Below are 17,951 nucleotides of genomic sequence, written 5' to 3'. Positions count from 1 at the left end.
CAAATAGGCAAATGATCAAATATAATTACTCACCTAAGTATGTATCTATTTCATGATTGAAGGGAACTAATTAGATGGAGAGCCCTTGCAAAACTGTTCAATAAATGCCTTCCTCTGATCCAACATCAATTGTTCTTGCTCTTTTTTTTTGCTATTAAAAAGAGTGTTTTGATAATTAATTATTGCTTGGACATTTAATTTGGGAAGTATACCAAAGTCGTTAATTAAGAACTGAGTTTCGTCATATAGTTGATTGTGAAAAGTATTATCTAACATACCTATACTCTTCATATATGTATATCTCTTGTCACCCCAAATACCACGAACTAATTGAACTGTTGGGATATTATTAGCTATACCAAATGTGAACAAGTGATACTTTTGGCACAAAATAAATTGTGCATTTTTTACATAGTATAAAGCATTCTCTATCGACAACAAGCCTTTATTACTAACTTCTGTTATTATTTTTGTATCAGGACACAAACGATTAATAGTTTCTGCTTGGATATATCCGCCATAACGGCTATCTAATGGAAGCAGATAAATATCTACATTAAGATTCTTCTTTAAATCATCCATGAATCTTCTAATGTGGCTTGCATTTTCTTCAATCTCCTTAATTGAAATGCATGTTTCAAAAATCGCATAGGGGTGTTTGATCCCCCCCCCCGAAGAATGTAGCCTATAATTAACAAAATACAAATCATCCGGCAAACTACAAACATTATTTATTCCCAAAGTCTTCATATAAAGACATGAATACAGACTGTCCCGTGCCATTATTTTCGCGTTTTGTAATCGTCCAAGGCAAAATCTAAAAAAATCAGTAGCAACTTCAAAAGGACCATATGTGTTCCCAAGAAATACAATTCGCTTACCTAAGGACTGAGCCATAAACAAAACACCAAATATAGAAAGTAGTTTTGGCATTCTTGTGTTAGCTGTCCAGTAATAATTGAAATAACCTCCTCCTGTAACGACAAGCGTATCTAAATCGGCCAACTCTGACTCTACATGCTCTTTGTTTTGGATTATATCAATAATTTCTGAGGGCACATATAAATGGTTACAAAGACTATGTGATGCGGTTGTGCCTTCTTTGATTTTTTCATACGTCCAAGCTATATGAACCGGGACAACAGTGACATTGTAATCTTTAAAATAACGGTAAGAAATATCTTCAGTTACCTCTTGATTGTAGGTAAACAATTTTATATCTTTTTCATCTATGTCGTATACATCATTAACAAGCATAGCATAATCACCGAAATTGGTGTCACCAAATGGACCTACATAGCCTATCATATTCTCCAATCTAAAAGAAATTCAACTTGATCAACATCAAAAACAGGAATGTGACAGGTATTTTTAACATCTTCTCTGTCTTTATATGCATTATCGATAAATATTGCATCTTTATAAAGGATGCTCTGAGACTTTGGAGTCTCAAATGAATGTATATGAATTATTTTATAAAACAAGGACTTTGATATGGCATATTTACCTAATGTGGTATTGAGATCCTCTTCATGTCTAGTTATAAGTATTACTTTCTTTCCTTGATTACGGCACTGATACAAGAACCGAATAGTATTAAGATTAATCTTCTCGCGTGTTGTTATTGTATCATCAAAGTCAATATACACATAATTATAATTAATGTTTAATTTATATCGCCCTATTAGAGCCCTATCCATAACAACGTGATAACCATTATCTGATGCAGAGATATCATATCCCATAGCGGTGTATACGCTAAGCAAAGGAAGATTAATGCCTTTTGCCCTTGTCTGACACATAGAACCTGCACATCTGGTGGAAATTTCCATCAACTTAAATTCTCCATCAGAATCTTGTTTAATTTGGAAATACCATATACCCAAAAAAGAAAGCCTTGCATTTATCACTTCTGCAATATGCTCTATCTCTGGTGTCACTTCTTCGCTTTCGCCTCTAACTGATATTCCTGCCATAGTTCTTTGGCGAGATCTAGGAGAAACATACAGAAGTTTCCCTTCTTTATCAGTGAAACAATCTACCGTAAATTCTTTACCGGGAAGATATTCAGTGACAAGATGTGATGTAAAATCTATATTTAGAGCCTCCTCTTTGCAGGTTATTATTTTGGCATCAACAGCTCCTTGCCCCTCATCTGGTTTTGAAAATGCGGGATACTCAATCTCAGCTACATCGCAAAACCTTTTTGGTAATATGCCATATTTTTGAAAAGTATCATAAGTCAAAATCTTACTCCTACAAACATCGGATGTGAACTTACTGCCCCCTATAATTTTTGCACAAATATGAGTTGCGTTATTGATCAAATACTGAACTACAGAATCATGAGTTGGAAAAATCACATCAATATGATTATCTGTCACTACTTTATTGAATTTTTCTAAGAAGTCAGAAGCTGATATAAACGGTAAATCCTTAATATAATTCTCGAAAATGAATTCACCATGTCGAGCAACTGAGGTCGCTCCCATTAGATGAATATTAACGCACGTCGATAATGCATCATGCAATTCGTAAGCATTTTGCCCTTCAGCAGGAAATATCAGTACATTAATTTTATCTTTCATTAGTATCGTAAATTAAATTTAATATTATATTCATCTCTTTCTCTCCATATCTTTGATCAATTGGTAAAGGCAGTAAATTACAAGCCAATTGATGTTCTATAGATTTATTTCCAGCCCATTCTTCTACATTCGGCCAAAATGTTGCCACATAAACTTTGTTTTGAATTAATTTTTTACGTAATCTATTATCTCTGCATAGATATGGAAAAACCATCGGAACTTCATCACTGCCGAGGTTGATTTGAAGAACGTTACTTTGAGATAACGCTTTGTCCAATAAATGGTAATTAGCAATACGACGATTGGCTACATCAGCATAATCGACAGACTGCATTATGCGCCGTGTTATTTCTGACATCTGTTTTATCTCATTATCTTCAAATTTTTTTTCGTTAATATGGTATTCGGAAAAAGCTTCTTCCGCTGATTTATCTATTCGGTTTAGAAGATATATCATCCGCTCAGAAGAATAATCTTGTAAAAGAGGTTCTTCTATCTTTGTATCAGTATATAAATAAGCCCCATCAGCTACACCAAAGAATTTGCGGCAGGTATAAAATGTATCAATTCCTGCAAGGGGATGCGCAAAAAAAGCCTGCGTATTGTCAATAATTACGTTGGGACTATATAAATTTGCGACCTCCTTTACATAATCATTCATCAAGCCAAAGTAATTGCAATACAGAACGACTCCATCTATTTCTGGTTTAATTTCCTCAGCTATATGAAATTGTGCGTCAATATGATAAAATTCATATTGCAACTTAAGTTTAAGGATTGGCTGTAATACCGCATCACACACATAATACGGTAAATATACTTTCTTGTATTTCTTTGCTCTTAGAATATATTCCAAACAATAACGCCCAGAATTTAGCTTTGTAGCAAAATTGTGATATTCTTTTTTGTGCGCATTTGATAATTCTAAAGAGAAGTAACCACCTATCGAAAACATTTTATATTTTTCTTATTTATGTTTAAGGACAATTATAGATGTTTACAAGTTCCTAGACCAAAAGTTGTCAGTTTTCTGTTCCAACCATCAGCATTAGTAACTATTAATTGATCTAATAACACCTTTGACCATCTATGGGTGTTTTTATTACCTACTGGAATTTCTTTTTTCAAAATATTTTTAAATTGGGAAAGTAAAGCAGAATCAAAATTCAACAGACAGATATACTTGATTTTCTTATCTATTTTGTTTTCACAAAACCTATAAAGAAATGTATCTCTATACTTGTGAAGTAAATTATTCTTTAGCCAGTTGGTTGACGACCATTTTCCCATCCATTTATGTTCCAACATATTCGATATTTCAGGTTTAGCATACTCTTTAATTTCAATAAAGGCGTAGAATTCTGGCATCTCTATCATTACGTCAACAGCCTTTAGCACACTAACTCCATGATAATTCGGAGATAATTTGTCAGATTGATCAAATTTATAAAGCTGAATAGCCTGAGGTATATCAAATTCAAAATTGTCTATTGTTACTGTCATAATTCACTAAAAATCCTTCACAATTTGTCTATCAAGTAAATCGTTATAGGTCTCGTCAATGAGATTAGGCTCAAGTTCATCGAGCTTTTTTGCTGTATGACAATGAATGTCATTAGCTATTTTATACATGGAATAAAAACAAATGTCATTTTTGGAAGTCATTGCTAATTCTAATTCCTTTAGAAATACATAATTATGAGTTGTTACAAATATTTGCACACCCATAGTCTGCAATTCAAGAAGAATCTTCACTACCGTTTGTTGAAGCTTCGGATTCAGAATAGCCTCAGGCTCGTCCCCAAAAAAGTATGCATCCTTTAGTTAAAGTTTCGTTCTGAATTAAAGAGTACAATAGTCCCAATTTTCTATATCCCTCTGCTAACAAGGGAAACTCCAATTTACCAGAAGAATTTTTAAGATAAAAGCGTTCATTTTTTCCACTACTTTACCTGATATTGCCTCGCTTAGGATTTTAAGTAGCCGTTTTTCTTCCTTGGACTGTTTGCCTTTCGCAGCAGGAAGTAAAGCTTTGTCTATAATATCTGAATATATCTCTTCAAAATACAGATTCTTATTTGCATAGAGCGACCTGAATCCTGGAGCATTTGCAAGCATATCCTTAACAGGAATGAAAGTAGAAGCGTTGCGCATATCTTTTTTCCAGTTTTTACTAGTTACAGATACACTATTTAATGTTGAAATCTCGCATTTTATACTATGTACGGATTCATCCTCATCTATTCGATTACCGTCAAACTACCTTTTGAACGCCCAACTCCTCGTTTTACCAGGCGTCCTATCGTGTTTGGAAGAAAAACATTTTGTAGTTTTTGATCAAAGCTCGTATTAACACGTGTGTCGACAACACAACAAGCAGAATAGAGACCTTTCATCACATGGGGTTTCCCCGTACCATTCTCACCTATAAAACATTAATTCCTCTTGAAAAATCTAATTCTAGTTCTACAAAAGCTGTCAAATGTCTAATATGTATCTTGCTTAACATAGCTTTTCAATTTACCATCATTTAGTAATGACCGTAATCCAGAAACTTGGATCTAAAAGATACTGTTTCAAGTCTGGCAAATTAGAGAATCTCAGCACCAATGTGCCAATCGTAGTATTAGCTCCTGTAAATCCATGCACCTTATCGCCCTGACGAACCCAAAGATCCTTTTCTACTAAGTATTTTTCTTTTACGGTTTTATCTATCTCAAGAGATTGGAAAACACCGTCATTTTCTGCATGTAAGATAATCTCCGCCCAATAACCATTATATTCTGGTTGGTGTATATCGTCAATACTATCACCTACTGCGGCACGTACGCAGTTATCGATTAAGTCTTGTCCAGAAATAAATTTCATCATTTCAGATAACCTATTGCCGCCACCACGAGGTGACACCTCCATTATATAAGGCTTACCATCCTTGCAAAGTCTGGTCTCTATATTGAATACACCTGTCTTTATATTGAGCAATGTCATCATACGCTGCAATTCACTGTGTAACTCCAATTGAGCTGCTTCTGGGATAGTCGATGGCCAAGTATAAGCTGCAGGTGTATATGGATTGATTGCGTCGGCATCAAACAATTGGTCGTTAAAAGAGCAGAAAACAAGTTTTCCATCTACGGTAAAACTATCACAATCAGATGAATTACCTTCCTTTTCCAAGAAGTTTTCAACTATAAAATGTCCATTATGACTTTCACTCAATGCATAATCAATTGCTGTCCCAAGTTGTTCCTTCGCATCTACACGACTCACTCCCTTGCTTCCTGCTGAATCCACCGGTTTCACGATAATAGGCCAATTAAAATAATCGGTATCCTTCAAGGCTTCTTCTTTTGAAACATAGCCTTTGGCATTGGGAACATTGAAGTAATTATCCTTGAGAAACTTTCGGAAACTAGATTTATCTTGTAATATAGACGCAACTTCGTAAGAACACTGGAATGGTAAATTCAGCTTTTCAGCTACATAAGCGGCTGTCACTACTCCGGGATCAACTCCAAAGGAAAGAATACCATCTATCTTTAGTTCCTGAGCAAGACGTAAAACTGCATTTTTGTCTAAAATATTTACATTATGAAATTCATCAGAATATTTGTGTGCAATATTATCTGGAACATAATCTACAGTAATGACATAATAGCCATGACGATGAGATGCCTCTATTACAGGCAGGAGGTAGCGTATACCTCCGAGTAGCATGAGTTTCTTTTTCATTTGTTGATTATACAATTTATAACACTCTTTACATCTTCTTCTCTTAACGCGTGGTGCATCGGCAAGCAAATCACGCTATCGGCCATTTTATGTGCATTAGGAAGGTTGCTTGGAGCTGCGCTTTCGAGTCCTCGATAAGTTGAGAATTCGCTGATGAGCGGATAGAAATAGCGGCGACCAAGTACTCCTTGGTCTTTCATCTTGAAATAAAGTTCATCACGTGTCATGCCATATTTCTTTGCTTCAACAAAGATGGGGAAATAGCTGTAGTTATGACGCACGCCCGGCATATCGTCGAAGAAGGTGATACCGTCGACATTACGCAGGGCTTCACGATATTTTACCGCTACTTGATGGCGTGCTTCAATGGCTTTGTCTACTTGACGCAAGTTGATGAGTCCGTAGGCTGAACGTATCTCGTCCATTTTGCTGTTGATGCCTGGGCCTACGACTGTTGTTTCGTTGGCAAAACCGAAATTTTTCAGGTAGTCTATGCGTTTCTTGGTCGTCTCGTCGTGCATAATCATGGCTCCGCCTTCAATGGTGTTGTACACTTTTGTGGCGTGAAAGCTGAGGGTTGAAAGGTCTCCTGCCTCAAGGATACTTTTGCCGTTTACTTCTACCCCGAAGGCATGAGCGGCGTCGTAGATAACTTTGAGTCCGTATTGGTCAGCTATTTCTTGTATAGCAGCAACGTCGCAGGGCTTTCCGTATACGTGCACCGGCATGATGGCTGTTGTGCGTGGGGTGATGGCAGCCTCTATCTTGTTTGGGTCAAGATTGCCGGTCGCCTGGTCTATATCAACGAACACGGGTTTGATACCATTCCACCACAAGGCATGGGTCGTTGCAACAAAACTGTAAGGTGTGGTGATGACTTCGCCCGTGATATGAAGTGCCTGTAAAGCTGTTATTAGGGGCAGCGTTCCATTTGTGAACAAGCTGACGTAAGGCACTTTCAGATAGTCGGCAAGTGCCTGTTCGAGTTCACGATGAAACTGTCCGTTATTGGTAATCCACTTAGAGTCCCATATCTTTTGTAAGTACTCATTGAATTCGCCAAGGTCAGGTAGTAATGGCGATGTTACTGTTATCATTTTTTTCTCCATTGGTTATAATCTCTTATACCCTTTCAACATTTCATGAGATGAGTTTTATTCAACTCGGTTGATATTTTCTATATAGTAGATACTGCTACTGTGGCAAAGTCTCTTTCTCTATGTTCCACTCACAACTCCATAATTTTGCATGGGCATAGCCGGCATCTCCTGTACCGGATTCTCTATCAGTTGTTACTTCCTCTCCGGTTTCAGATACTTTATTGTTTTGCGAGCCAGCCAGTATGGAGATAGTCGTGCTGGCGGTTATAGTGAAGCAACGAGGTTGTGTGTATTTCTTTTTCATGGCTTATTTGATTGCTATTTTATGCCCATCTACAATATATATACCCTGCGGCAAACCTTGAAGCGACTGGCCCACATGCTGGCCGTTTATGGTGTAAACTCCCTTCCTTGTTTTACCGGGTGAAATTGCAAGCTGGGAAATATCCGTAGTTGTGGAATCTATTATAGAAATCTTGGCACCTGAACCATCTTGCTTTACAAGTAGACGGAAATAGGCACGCATGCCATTCATAGTAGCACGTTCTTCGGACTCTGGAATTTTAAGATAATCACCGTTACCAAGAAACTGCTCTGTGCCGTCGGTTTTCAACTTATACGGGCTGTAAATTCCAACAAACGCATACAGTCCAGTTTCGTCTTGTACAGCACTTGGCTGAACTTCCGTGATTGGTACATCCACGAACTTGGGATTCTCGACTCTCGTGACCAGCTTGACGAGATATGGTGTACCTGCTTTGATAGAGTCAGTCTTAGTAAATATCATCACGCCACCCTCTACTCTACCAGAGAATTCACGTATCTCTGCACCGCCAAAAGTGCTGTTAATTGCATCGGCAGAAATAGCAAAAGGTACACAGAACGTATTCCAATAGTCTGGTGATAAGGTTCGATGAAGTTCTACAGCCTGTTTTCCATTACTCACAGCTTTCGTAATTGCAGTGCTATTATCTACTGCTTCATCTAATCGGATAACTTCTTCTGTTCCATCATTGTAGGTTATCACAACTTTACCTATATATAGTGCGTTTTTTGTCTTCTTTGCGTAAGATAGTTTGATAGAAATTTCACCGGAAGATGATCCTCTAAAGTCAAAGAGCGTATCTGCTTTATCATTTGCTCTTACAACGCCTCGAGGCTCATCAAGATAAGTGAAAACCTTCTCACCCACTTTTACCTCCAAGGTAGCCGTCTGCCTTTGGGCACAATCGGCTACAACGCTTACTGACGAAATCTCGCCTTTTATACTTGAAGTTGAAAGTGTAAGATAGCTGATGGCCTTATCGGTAGTACCACAATGCAGTTTAGGATCATCAATACCAGCCAAGGGGCCGTCCGTATCAAGAGTCCACTCCACCACCCCATCGACGGTCTTCATACCTTGTTGAAAGTCTTTGGTTCTAAAGTTATGCGAATACTCTTCTGAGAACATTGGCATACAATTGACGAACAATGCCAAAAGCATTACAAAAAGAAATTGTTTTTGCATAGAATTACTTAACTAGATATTAGATGTATCAATTACTCGCTTGAGTTTCTCTATCCATTGCTTAAAATGTGGACATTTCCTCATTATTTCAACGACACCAATTTCATCAGCAAGAGCAAAACCATAAAGAACCTTTTCATAACCCTTTATACAATTCATCAGCCGTTTTGAGGGGGCGGTATTTGAGCCATTGTCTATATCTTCAGGATTGGGGAAAGTTTTCATTATTCGCTGCAGTTCTTCAAAATCAGCTTCTCTGGCATCAAATAACTCAGTGAAACCCTTATCAGAAGAAAACAGAATTGCTTCAAACTCATGTAGTTGAATGTAAGGAATGAAAGTTGTAGCAGCCTTTTCGTAATGACAAACCAAATCTTCTTTTATTTTGTCTTCAATCACTGCTACACGCTGCTCATTCTTTAAAATTTGCAAAGACTCGGCATAACCAGGCACATCTTTTGGTATTTGATAAAAGTCGATCATAGTCGTCACTACTGCATCTGACTCGTTGATAGCTGTCACCAAATCATTCTTAATATATTTATACTTGGAGACACCCCCACGCGAATGTTTTAGTTTAAAGCAAACGATATTGTAGAAGTTGCATTCCGTTTTAAAGTATGGCCTCAGAATGTTGTTTACGAATGCTTCTTCAGTTTCGCCTTCCACAATAAATATGAGTCTTTTCATAGACGCGGCTGGCCTTCGATGATACCTTTATTCCACAATTCTCCCAAAGAATAATCATCCAACCATTTTTCTAATTCATGTTGGGTCAATCGATTGAATACGGATTGTCCGTTTTTTCTATCTACCGTAATGATATCCTCGGGCGTAAAATTGTTAATCAAATCAACTGACTGAGTTGATATTATCATTTGGCATCCTCGCTCTGTTGCCGATTTTATCATTCCTGCCAATTTTGCTATCGCCACAGGATGCAAGCCCAACTCGGGCTCATCTATGAGAATGGTATACGGAAGTTCTGGCTGCATAAGCAATGCCGACAGGGCTACGAAACGCAAACTGCCATCGGAAAGATCTGCTGCCGTGAAGAATCCTTCCATGTCTGAATTATCTTTCCATACCAACTGTATCTCGTTGGGATTCAGCTTCCGGGGCACAAGTACAAAACTCTCGAAATAGGGCATCACGCTCTTAACATTCAGTTCTATTCGTCGGAGTGATTTTGGCGACACCTGTTGGAGATAATATAAAAAGGCAGCCAGATTGGATCCGTTGGTCTTCAGTCGTTCGTTATCATCCACATTACTTACGCTACGTAGTTTGGAATTCTCCTCGGTATCATGAAAATGGTAAATCTTATAATTCTCAAACTGACTGCTGAGATAGCGATCTCTGGTATAGCTGGAAGTCTTTATGGAACTTTCTGCCATATTGCGCTTCGGATAACTGTCAGTACGGCCAGAATACAAACTCTCCTCCTGTATATACAAGGCTCCATCGATGCTAGCACCCAAATTAAATGAATATTGGTTTGCGCCAAAATCCAAGAAACCATGTATCTTGTCCGTACACTTACGGCCATAATACAGCATACGGTCAGCCCCCTGCTCCATGGAAAACCTCCGGAGGTTCTGCTCATATATGTTATTTACAAGCTTGAAAAAAGAGATAAAATTGGACTTGCCAACACCGTTTGACCCTATCAGGATGTTGATGGGGCGAAGCTGCAGAGTCATAGACTGAATGGATTTATATCCTTCTATCTTTATCTCTTTTATCATACAAATTCTTAATTTACTGCCCTATACCTTTATATATAAACCCATACTCGGCCAGCTCATGTTTGTCGTAGATGTTGCGGCCGTCGATGATGAGCGGCTCGCGCATGGTTTTCTTGAGCACGCCCCAGCTGGGCATTCGGAATTGCTTCCACTCTGTGAGCATCAGCAAGGCATCGGTATCGAGCACTGCATCGTACATATCGGTGGCATAGTAAATGTCGCCATGGCGGGCTATCAGTCCGGCAAAGGGCTCATTACCCATTCTGCGCCTGCACTCCTCCATTGCAACGGGGTCGTAGACGCGAATTTTACAGCCGGCCTTCAGCAGCAGTTCGAGTGTAACCAGTGATGTGGACTCACGCATATCGTCGGTTTCTGGCTTGAAAGCCAGTCCCCAAACGGCAATCGTTTTACCCTTCAGTACCTCTTCATCGGCAACAGTTTTCTGTCTGTCGGCCGCGTAATAGCCTATCAACTTACGATACGGAACCGTCTTCTGGCGGGCGTTTACGCTCTCCACAGCCTTCAGTACCTGCATGTCATAGCCGTTCTTCTCGGCCGTCTTGACCAGAGCTTTGACGTCCTTGGGGAAGCAACTGCCGCCATAACCACAGCCGGGATAGAGGAACTTGCGGCCGATACGGGTATCGGAACCTATACCTTTGCGCACCATTTCGGCATCGGCGCCCACCAACTCGCACAGATTGGCAATGTCATTCATGAAGCTGATGCGCGTAGCAAGCATTGAGTTGGCTGCATATTTAATCATTTCGGCCGAAGGGATGTCGGTATAGATGACGCGGAAATTGTTGAGCATGAACGGTCTGTACAAGCGTGTCATGAGCTCCTTGGCACGTTCAGACTCCACACCCACAACAACCCTGTCGGGACTCATGAAGTCCTTGATGGCGGCACCTTCCTTGAGAAACTCCGGATTAGATGCCACATCGAAAGGAATGTTGACACCTCGCCTGTCGAGTTCTGCCTGTATGGCTGCTTTCACCTTGCGTGCAGTGCCCACAGGAACCGTTGACTTAGTTACCAAAACGGTGTACTTGCTGATGAGCTGCCCAAACTCACGGGCCACGCTGAGCACATATTTCAGGTCGGCACTGCCGTCCTCGTCGGGCGGAGTACCCACTGCACTGAACACAAGTTCCACGTCATTGATGCAGCTCTTCAGCTCTGTCGTGAAATGCAGGCGCCCTTCGCGTTGATTACGGAGCACCATTTCGTCGAGCCCGGGCTCATAGATAGGAATGTCACCTTGCTGCAAGCGCTCAATCTTCTCCTTATCTACATCGACGCATGTCACGTCAACGCCCATTTCTGCAAAACAGGTGCCGGAGACCAAACCTACATAACCGGTTCCAACTATTGCTATGTTCATTTATATGCTTATTGTTTCCTGATGATGATGACAAAACGGCGAAACGCTCCGGAAATCAGTTTGACAGCTATCTGTTAGCGGTCAAATCCAACTTCTCCTCCTCCTTCCAAACGGGAAGAAGTAGAGAACGATTCTACGCATTAAATGTTTCCGCCAATAAGCCGCACCGTTTCAGAGCATTATCACAATGGCAAAGAGCACTGTTGAAAGATAGTGAGCGGCTTGCAGACCTAATTAATACGCATGTTTGAAAACACGATGCAAAAGTAACAATTTTATTTTAATCTGCATGCTAAATACAGTGTTTTTAACTTAAAGGGCGCAAGAATGGGCAAGCTTCTTGCAGAATGTTAATGAAAAAGGCTGCTGTCGGGCTCCAAAAAATGGCAGAACAAGCCACTCTGCAGGCCACTGTAGATTCAGTTCCACTATATGAATAATTCCGAACAGCTGTATTCGGGTTATAAACTACCGGTTTCGGCTTGCAGCGATCGCTATCTGTAGAACTTTCGACACTTGTCGCATGATCGTACGACACTTGTCAAACAATCATGCGACAAGTGTCGAAAGTTCCCGAAGCATAGCTCTCATAACCGCAACAGATATCTATGCGGCCTTCATTACCCCAGACCGAAGTTTGGAGATACATAGAAAAACAAACAGGCCCTCAGCGAGTAATGATTCACTGAAGGCCTGTTGTCTCCGTCGTGTCAATGTTGCAGAAAGTGCAAAAGATTCTACTGTAAGCACTGCCGACTATACTGAAAGTGGTATCTCTGTGGCTCGATAAAGCCAAAGCAAGCACTGGCTATGCCTCATTGTCAAGTGTGCAGAATACAGAATTGTTGGATTTGTATTCAGGAACGATTTCCTTCATTTTCCTGACAATGGCCATCGGGTCGTAGGTTTTCGATATCTCGTAGAGCTCTTCGATTTCTTTCTCCACCTCATCATAATCGTACTCCCGAACTTTGGCTATGCGAATTTTATCGTGAAAGCTGGGAATGGTGTTCTCGTCGGTGGAGAGCACCTCTTCGTAGAGCTTCTCGCCGGGACGTAAGCCTGTGTATTTGATATTCACGTTTTTTGCCCCAGACAACATGATCATCCGCTTGGCCAAGTCGGCTATGCGTACAGGCTTTCCCATATCAAATACGAATATCTCGCCGCCTTTGCCGTGGGTGCCGGCTTCGAGCACGAGCTTGCAAGCCTCCGGTATGAGCATGAAGTAGCGAATAATGTTGGGGTCGGTAACCGTAACGGGGCCTCCGGCCTTGATTTGCTCTTCGAAGAGCGGAATGACAGAACCGTTGGAGCCCAGCACATTACCGAAACGGGTGGTAACGAACTGTGTTTGTACGCCGGCAGAAAATGAGGAAACCTTTTGTAGAGTACCACTGGCAATGGCTTTATTGAGCGACTGGGTATAAATCTCGCAGATGCGCTTGGAGCACCCCATCACGTTGGTTGGATTGACGGCTTTGTCAGTGCTCAACATAACAAACTTCTTTACACCATACTTTACACTAAGGTCAGCAATTATCTTGGTGCCCCATATGTTGTTTTGTACAGCCTCCGAGGGATTGTTCTCCATCATGGGCACATGTTTGTAGGCTGCTGCATGGAACACATAGTCGGGGCGGAACTGGCTGAACACCATCTCCATGCGCTCCTGGTTGGCAATGGAGCCTACCACGGTTGTGGTCTTAATTTCAGGCCAACGCTTCGACATCATCAGGCGTATGTCATGTTGTGGCGTTTCGGCTAAGTCTATCAGCATGAGTTCTGCCGGATGGTAATCGCATATCTGGCGCAGTATCTCGCTACCGATGCTGCCTGCCGAACCTGTTATGAGAATCTTCTTGCCGTGCAGCAGGTTCCCAATAGCTTTCATGTCGACCTGTATCTGGTCGCGCGGCAGCAAATCCTCTATACTGATTTCCTTCAACTGAACCTTAGAAATGTCATCATCCGGCTTCCACTCCTGCGTTTTGGGCGACATGTAAATCTTGACGCCCGCTGCTATGAGCATGTCCTGCAAGCGCTCATCGCTGCGGAACGCTTCGTTCTGCAAAGGCGAAACCAAGACCGCCTGCACACGATGGGTTTTGAGCAGTTGCTCAAAGTCTTCTCTTACCTCGTAGACTCTCACTCCCATCAGCACCCGACCGTGGTATCCTTTCTCGTTGGCAATGAAGCCCTTCAGCTGGAAACGTGAAGGCTTTGCACTCCGAATGTTCTTAGCAAGGGCCACACCGCCTGCCTTGACTCCGTAGATGAAGGTGCGCAAATCCCTGTCGGAGGTAAATATAACGTCAAATACCGTTTTCAGAATAATACGGAACAGCCACATGCCAATGGTAGCATAGATGTACATAAGCAAGATGTGGCGTGCGTCCAACTTCATGAAATCGTAGTTCCAATAGTAGAGTCCGTAGTGAGCTATCTCTGCTATTACGCATGACAAAGCCATGGCATAGGCCACGCGCAGCAGGTCGACAAACGATGAATACCTGATGATACCGGCATAAGTGTGGAAAACGCGGAAACCAATCAAATTGAAGACCATGTAAATGACGATGGTCTTAGAGACATAGACGAAGTTGGCTAAAACCGCGGAAGCGCTGGACGAAATCCAAAATGTGAACAAACCAGCCAAATAGCAGATAAAACAATCGGCAATCAACACACACCAATATGGCAACGCATTTTTGGTGAAGTACCAAGTGAGCAGTTTATCAACTAAATTCCTAATAAACTTCATATAAACTCAAACTCTCCAATTTTATTTTGCAAAGATACGGCAAAATATCATATCCTGCAAATTATGGACAAAAAAAACATGCTTGTCAGATACAAAGGAAACAGTAATTCGAGCTTGAATGTGTATAAAAAAAGGATGTGCACATGCCCATTCCCCCAGTCTGACCATCAGCAGTCGCAGGCTGAATAAATTTGCGAGATGATGTACCGTACATCATCGTCGGTTACCATCGGTCCGCTCGGCAGGCAAAGGCCACACTTGAACAATTTTTCCGACACGCCATTCACGTAAGCCGGGCAATCTTTGTAGACTGGTTGCTTGTGCATGGGTTTCCACAAGGGCCTGCTCTCGATATTGGCTTCATCAAGATATAATCGCATGGCTTCTACGTTGGCGCCGGGCTCACAATCTGTGTGAACCTGTCCAGTGGCATGCACCACTCCGGCTGCTCCCCCCACGGCTCCTTGAATGGCTGCATGGTAAGCCCGCTCCTGCCCTTTCACACGCAAATCGGGAGAGAGTGTGACAGTGTTCAGCCAGAAGTTGGAATTGCAATGACTGTCGGGATTACCGTGGAAGAGGATGCCCCGGCTTCCGTCGAAAGCCTCGGCATACATGGAGGCTATATGACGATGGTGGGCAATGTGTGCATCGAGAACCGTCATCTGGCCGCGCCCTATGCCGGCACAGATATTGCTCAATCTGTAATTATAACCCACCTGCTCATGCTGGTAATACGGGAAAGCCTCGCGAGCCTGCGTTGCGTAGAACATAATTCTGTTCTTCGACTCCCTGTCGGGACAAACCAGTGCACCTCCGCCCGATGTCGTTATCATCTTGTTACCGTTGAAGCTCATCACCCCATAGCATCCGAACGTGCCCACTACCCTACCGTCATAGCGCGAACCCAAACCTTCGGCAGCGTCCTCAATAACAGGAATGCCGTACTTATCAGCCACTGCCAACAGCTCTGCTATCTTGCCGGGCATTCCGTACAAATATACGATGATGATGGCTTTCGGTTTCCGACCGGTTTTTCGGATACGGTCCTTGATGGCCTCCTCCAACAGTGAAGGATTCATGTTCCACGTATCTTTCTCGCTGTCAACAAAAACAGGAACGGCTCCCACATAGGTCACAGGATGGCTGCTGGCACAAAATGTAAAGCTCTGGCAAAGCACTTCGTCACCTTGACCGACACCCAAGCCGACCAGCGCCAAATGTACGGCTGCCGTTCCGGAGCACAAAGCCACCACCTCTCTGTCCTGAAGCTCGGGCCAAGACTGCGGCCACAGCCTGTCGGAATCATCCGTTTCACTGACCTGACCGGCATTAATATCGGGCTTCGATATGGCGAAATGTTTCAGTTCTTCTTCAAATGCGTTCACGTTGGGACCTAATGGTACAACCCAATTCGTGTCAAAAGCCTCTTGTATGTACTTCATCTCGTTCCCACTCATGTGGGCCAGACAAAGCAAGATTCTTTTCCTATCCATTTTATTTTAATATTAATTACAAAATACTATATCAACTGCACTGCTCGGCAAAGGCTTTCTACACAAGACTGAGGGCAGGAAGATTGCTCTACATCAATACGTTGCGAGTGTATATTATATCCTTTATCCAATAGGCAAATGGTGTTCCATCCTAAATGGTTAGGAGCAACGAAATCCTTGGAAATATTATCACCAATGTAAGTATAGCGGCAACCAGGGAACCGAGTCTCAAAAAACAGATAAGGTTCCGACAACGGCTTCTCATAGCCAAATGCTTCTGAAATGACAATATTGTCCATAGGAATGAACTCATCAAGCCCTAGCGCTTTTATCTTATTGGTCTGGGTTACAATTCTTCCATCAGTAATTATACCAAGGACTGCTATTCTATGCAATATTCTAAGCGCTTGCTTAGTGTCTTCTGACATCTGAATGTGTGGTACATGGTTTCTGTAAATATCAAGCAAATCGTCAACTGTCATACCTATATGATATTTATCAATAAAGCAACGGAAGACATTCTGTCCTTTTGCATAACATTCCATCATGTACGAATAAGCTCCGGCATCGTTCGCCAGCAGAGCAATCTCCCGGTAGGCCGACTTCAAGAAATCAATCTCCGGATATAAAGTATCATCTAAATCAAAGACAACAACCTTATTTGTCATATACAATCACATCTTTGTCATATCGTAACATCAAGGTGTTGTCAAGCCAATCGTCAGAGTAACCGACAGACTCATGCAGAACGTACTCCCTGAGCATATAGTCCGCAAAGTTAGCCTTAGCATAATACGATAGAGGATAGCCACCACCAAAACGAGGGTTTATCTCAATTCCAAAGATTTTAGCATCTGACTCACGGTAAAACAACTGGATACAAATACATCCTATCACCCCTGGAAGGTAACTCATCCGCTGCTTCAGGAAGCCAACAATACCATTCTTGCGCGTTATTCCCTTATTTATTTCCCCCGCCCTGATTTTTAATCGTTCACGAGGAACAATACCCTTCACATAGTGATCCTTGCCATAATACATATCGACAGTAAATTCCTTGAATTCATTTTTGTCGATATACTCCATGAATATCAACTTGGGGTCATTTAAAATCTCAGGTGTCAACTCATCCGCATTCCTGATAACATGCAAGTTTGTACTCAGAGACCCATCATAAGGCTTGGCAAACATAGGAAACACAGGATGATACTTATCTGCCGGCTTTGGTGTCTGAATTCCAAGTTTGGCCAAGAATGTTGCTATTCTGCGTTTGTCCCTGCATGTACGAATAAAATCGATATCAGATACCATCACATGTATTCCATCCTCTGTGAACCGAGATTTATTCTCTGCCAACACCGCCAATTCAGTATCAATAGTAGGAATAATGAGATGGATGTCATTATCCTTACATATTGTTATCAAATCATCAACATATCCAGAATCCGTACACTTACTTACCTGAAAGCACTTGTCTGAAATGTATCCGGCCGGTGCCATCGTAGGATCCATATCGGTAGTGTAAACTTTGGCATCCAGACCCAAATCCTTTGCTGTCTTTTGAAAGATCTCAGTAAGTGTTACCCGTTGGCCGACTGAGGTTATCAATATGTTATTTATCAT

16 protein-coding genes and 1 pseudogene are annotated in these 17,951 nt (G+C 41.5%); all 17 read right to left on the bottom strand.

Annotated features, from left to right (window positions below):
* Positions 1-66: 66 nt before the first annotated feature.
* The 17 genes and pseudogenes from BMW31_RS09540 to BMW31_RS09465 all read right to left on the bottom strand — a co-directional run bounded on the left by BMW31_RS09540 (position 67) and on the right by BMW31_RS09465 (position 17,951).
* Positions 67-1,308 (bottom strand): polysaccharide pyruvyl transferase family protein, encoded by a 1,242-nt coding sequence (locus tag BMW31_RS09540; RefSeq protein ID WP_091824739.1) that lies wholly within the window; start codon positions 1,306-1,308, stop codon positions 67-69.
* Positions 1,305-2,588, bottom strand: coding sequence for an ATP-grasp domain-containing protein (locus tag BMW31_RS09535; RefSeq protein WP_091824736.1), 1,284 nt, complete (start codon positions 2,586-2,588; stop codon positions 1,305-1,307). Before BMW31_RS09535 ends, BMW31_RS09540 begins: the two co-directional genes overlap by 4 nt.
* Complete coding sequence (locus BMW31_RS09530) at positions 2,578-3,543, bottom strand: hypothetical protein (RefSeq protein WP_091824732.1); 966 nt, start codon at positions 3,541-3,543, stop codon at positions 2,578-2,580. Before BMW31_RS09530 ends, BMW31_RS09535 begins: the two co-directional genes overlap by 11 nt.
* 32 nt (positions 3,544-3,575) lie before the next feature.
* Positions 3,576-4,091: a hypothetical protein gene (locus BMW31_RS09525; protein WP_091824729.1), complete on the bottom strand. Its 516-nt coding sequence runs from the start codon at positions 4,089-4,091 to the stop codon at positions 3,576-3,578.
* 6 nt (positions 4,092-4,097) lie between these two features.
* Positions 4,098-4,376: pseudogene (locus tag BMW31_RS13695) on the bottom strand (hypothetical protein); the annotation flags it as partial.
* Positions 4,377-4,469: 93 nt separating this feature from the next.
* Positions 4,470-4,742 carry a hypothetical protein gene (locus tag BMW31_RS09515; protein ID WP_091824722.1) on the bottom strand — a complete coding sequence of 91 codons (273 nt, stop codon included), beginning with the start codon at positions 4,740-4,742 and terminating at the stop codon, positions 4,470-4,472.
* 372 nt (positions 4,743-5,114) lie between these two features.
* Positions 5,115-6,320: an ATP-grasp domain-containing protein gene (locus tag BMW31_RS09510; protein WP_091824718.1), complete on the bottom strand. Its 1,206-nt coding sequence runs from the start codon at positions 6,318-6,320 to the stop codon at positions 5,115-5,117.
* On the bottom strand, positions 6,317-7,429 hold the full coding sequence (locus BMW31_RS09505) for a DegT/DnrJ/EryC1/StrS family aminotransferase (protein WP_091824715.1): 1,113 nt from the start codon (positions 7,427-7,429) through the stop codon (positions 6,317-6,319). Before BMW31_RS09505 ends, BMW31_RS09510 begins: the two co-directional genes overlap by 4 nt.
* An 85-nt stretch (positions 7,430-7,514) precedes the next feature.
* A complete protein-coding gene (locus BMW31_RS13305) occupies positions 7,515-7,724 on the bottom strand; it encodes a hypothetical protein (RefSeq protein ID WP_143049181.1) in 210 nt (69 codons plus the stop codon).
* Between the two features lie 3 nt (positions 7,725-7,727).
* Positions 7,728-8,930, bottom strand: a complete 1,203-nt coding sequence (locus BMW31_RS09500) for a hypothetical protein (RefSeq protein ID WP_143049180.1) — start codon at positions 8,928-8,930, stop codon at positions 7,728-7,730.
* A gap of 12 nt (positions 8,931-8,942) precedes the next feature.
* Entirely contained in the window at positions 8,943-9,620 is a 678-nt protein-coding gene (locus tag BMW31_RS09495; protein ID WP_091824709.1) for a DUF4276 family protein, read from the bottom strand.
* A complete protein-coding gene (locus BMW31_RS09490) occupies positions 9,617-10,678 on the bottom strand; it encodes an AAA family ATPase (RefSeq protein ID WP_091824706.1) in 1,062 nt (353 codons plus the stop codon). Before BMW31_RS09490 ends, BMW31_RS09495 begins: the two co-directional genes overlap by 4 nt.
* Before the next feature lie 13 nt (positions 10,679-10,691).
* The gene (locus BMW31_RS09485; protein ID WP_091824703.1) at positions 10,692-12,068 is read right to left on the bottom strand and encodes a UDP-glucose dehydrogenase family protein; all 1,377 of its coding nucleotides are present in this window, start codon (positions 12,066-12,068) and stop codon (positions 10,692-10,694) included.
* A gap of 808 nt (positions 12,069-12,876) precedes the next feature.
* The gene (locus BMW31_RS09480) at positions 12,877-14,832 is read right to left on the bottom strand and encodes a polysaccharide biosynthesis protein (protein WP_091824700.1); all 1,956 of its coding nucleotides are present in this window, start codon (positions 14,830-14,832) and stop codon (positions 12,877-12,879) included.
* Positions 14,833-14,999: 167 nt separating this feature from the next.
* On the bottom strand, positions 15,000-16,328 hold the full coding sequence (locus BMW31_RS09475) for a DegT/DnrJ/EryC1/StrS family aminotransferase (RefSeq protein WP_091824697.1): 1,329 nt from the start codon (positions 16,326-16,328) through the stop codon (positions 15,000-15,002).
* A gap of 26 nt (positions 16,329-16,354) precedes the next feature.
* Positions 16,355-16,996 (bottom strand): HAD family hydrolase, encoded by a 642-nt coding sequence (locus BMW31_RS09470; RefSeq protein WP_255404927.1) that lies wholly within the window; start codon positions 16,994-16,996, stop codon positions 16,355-16,357.
* A complete protein-coding gene (locus tag BMW31_RS09465; RefSeq protein ID WP_091824691.1) occupies positions 16,986-17,951 on the bottom strand; it encodes an ATP-grasp domain-containing protein in 966 nt (321 codons plus the stop codon). The genes BMW31_RS09470 and BMW31_RS09465 overlap by 11 nt, the downstream gene beginning before the upstream one ends.

It is taken from the genome of Prevotella sp. kh1p2 (genome assembly GCF_900111525.1).
Classification (GTDB): Bacteria; Bacteroidota; Bacteroidia; order Bacteroidales; family Bacteroidaceae; genus Prevotella.
Note: the sequence above shows the minus strand (reverse complement) of the source record. Positions and strands in the feature narration are given on the sequence as shown.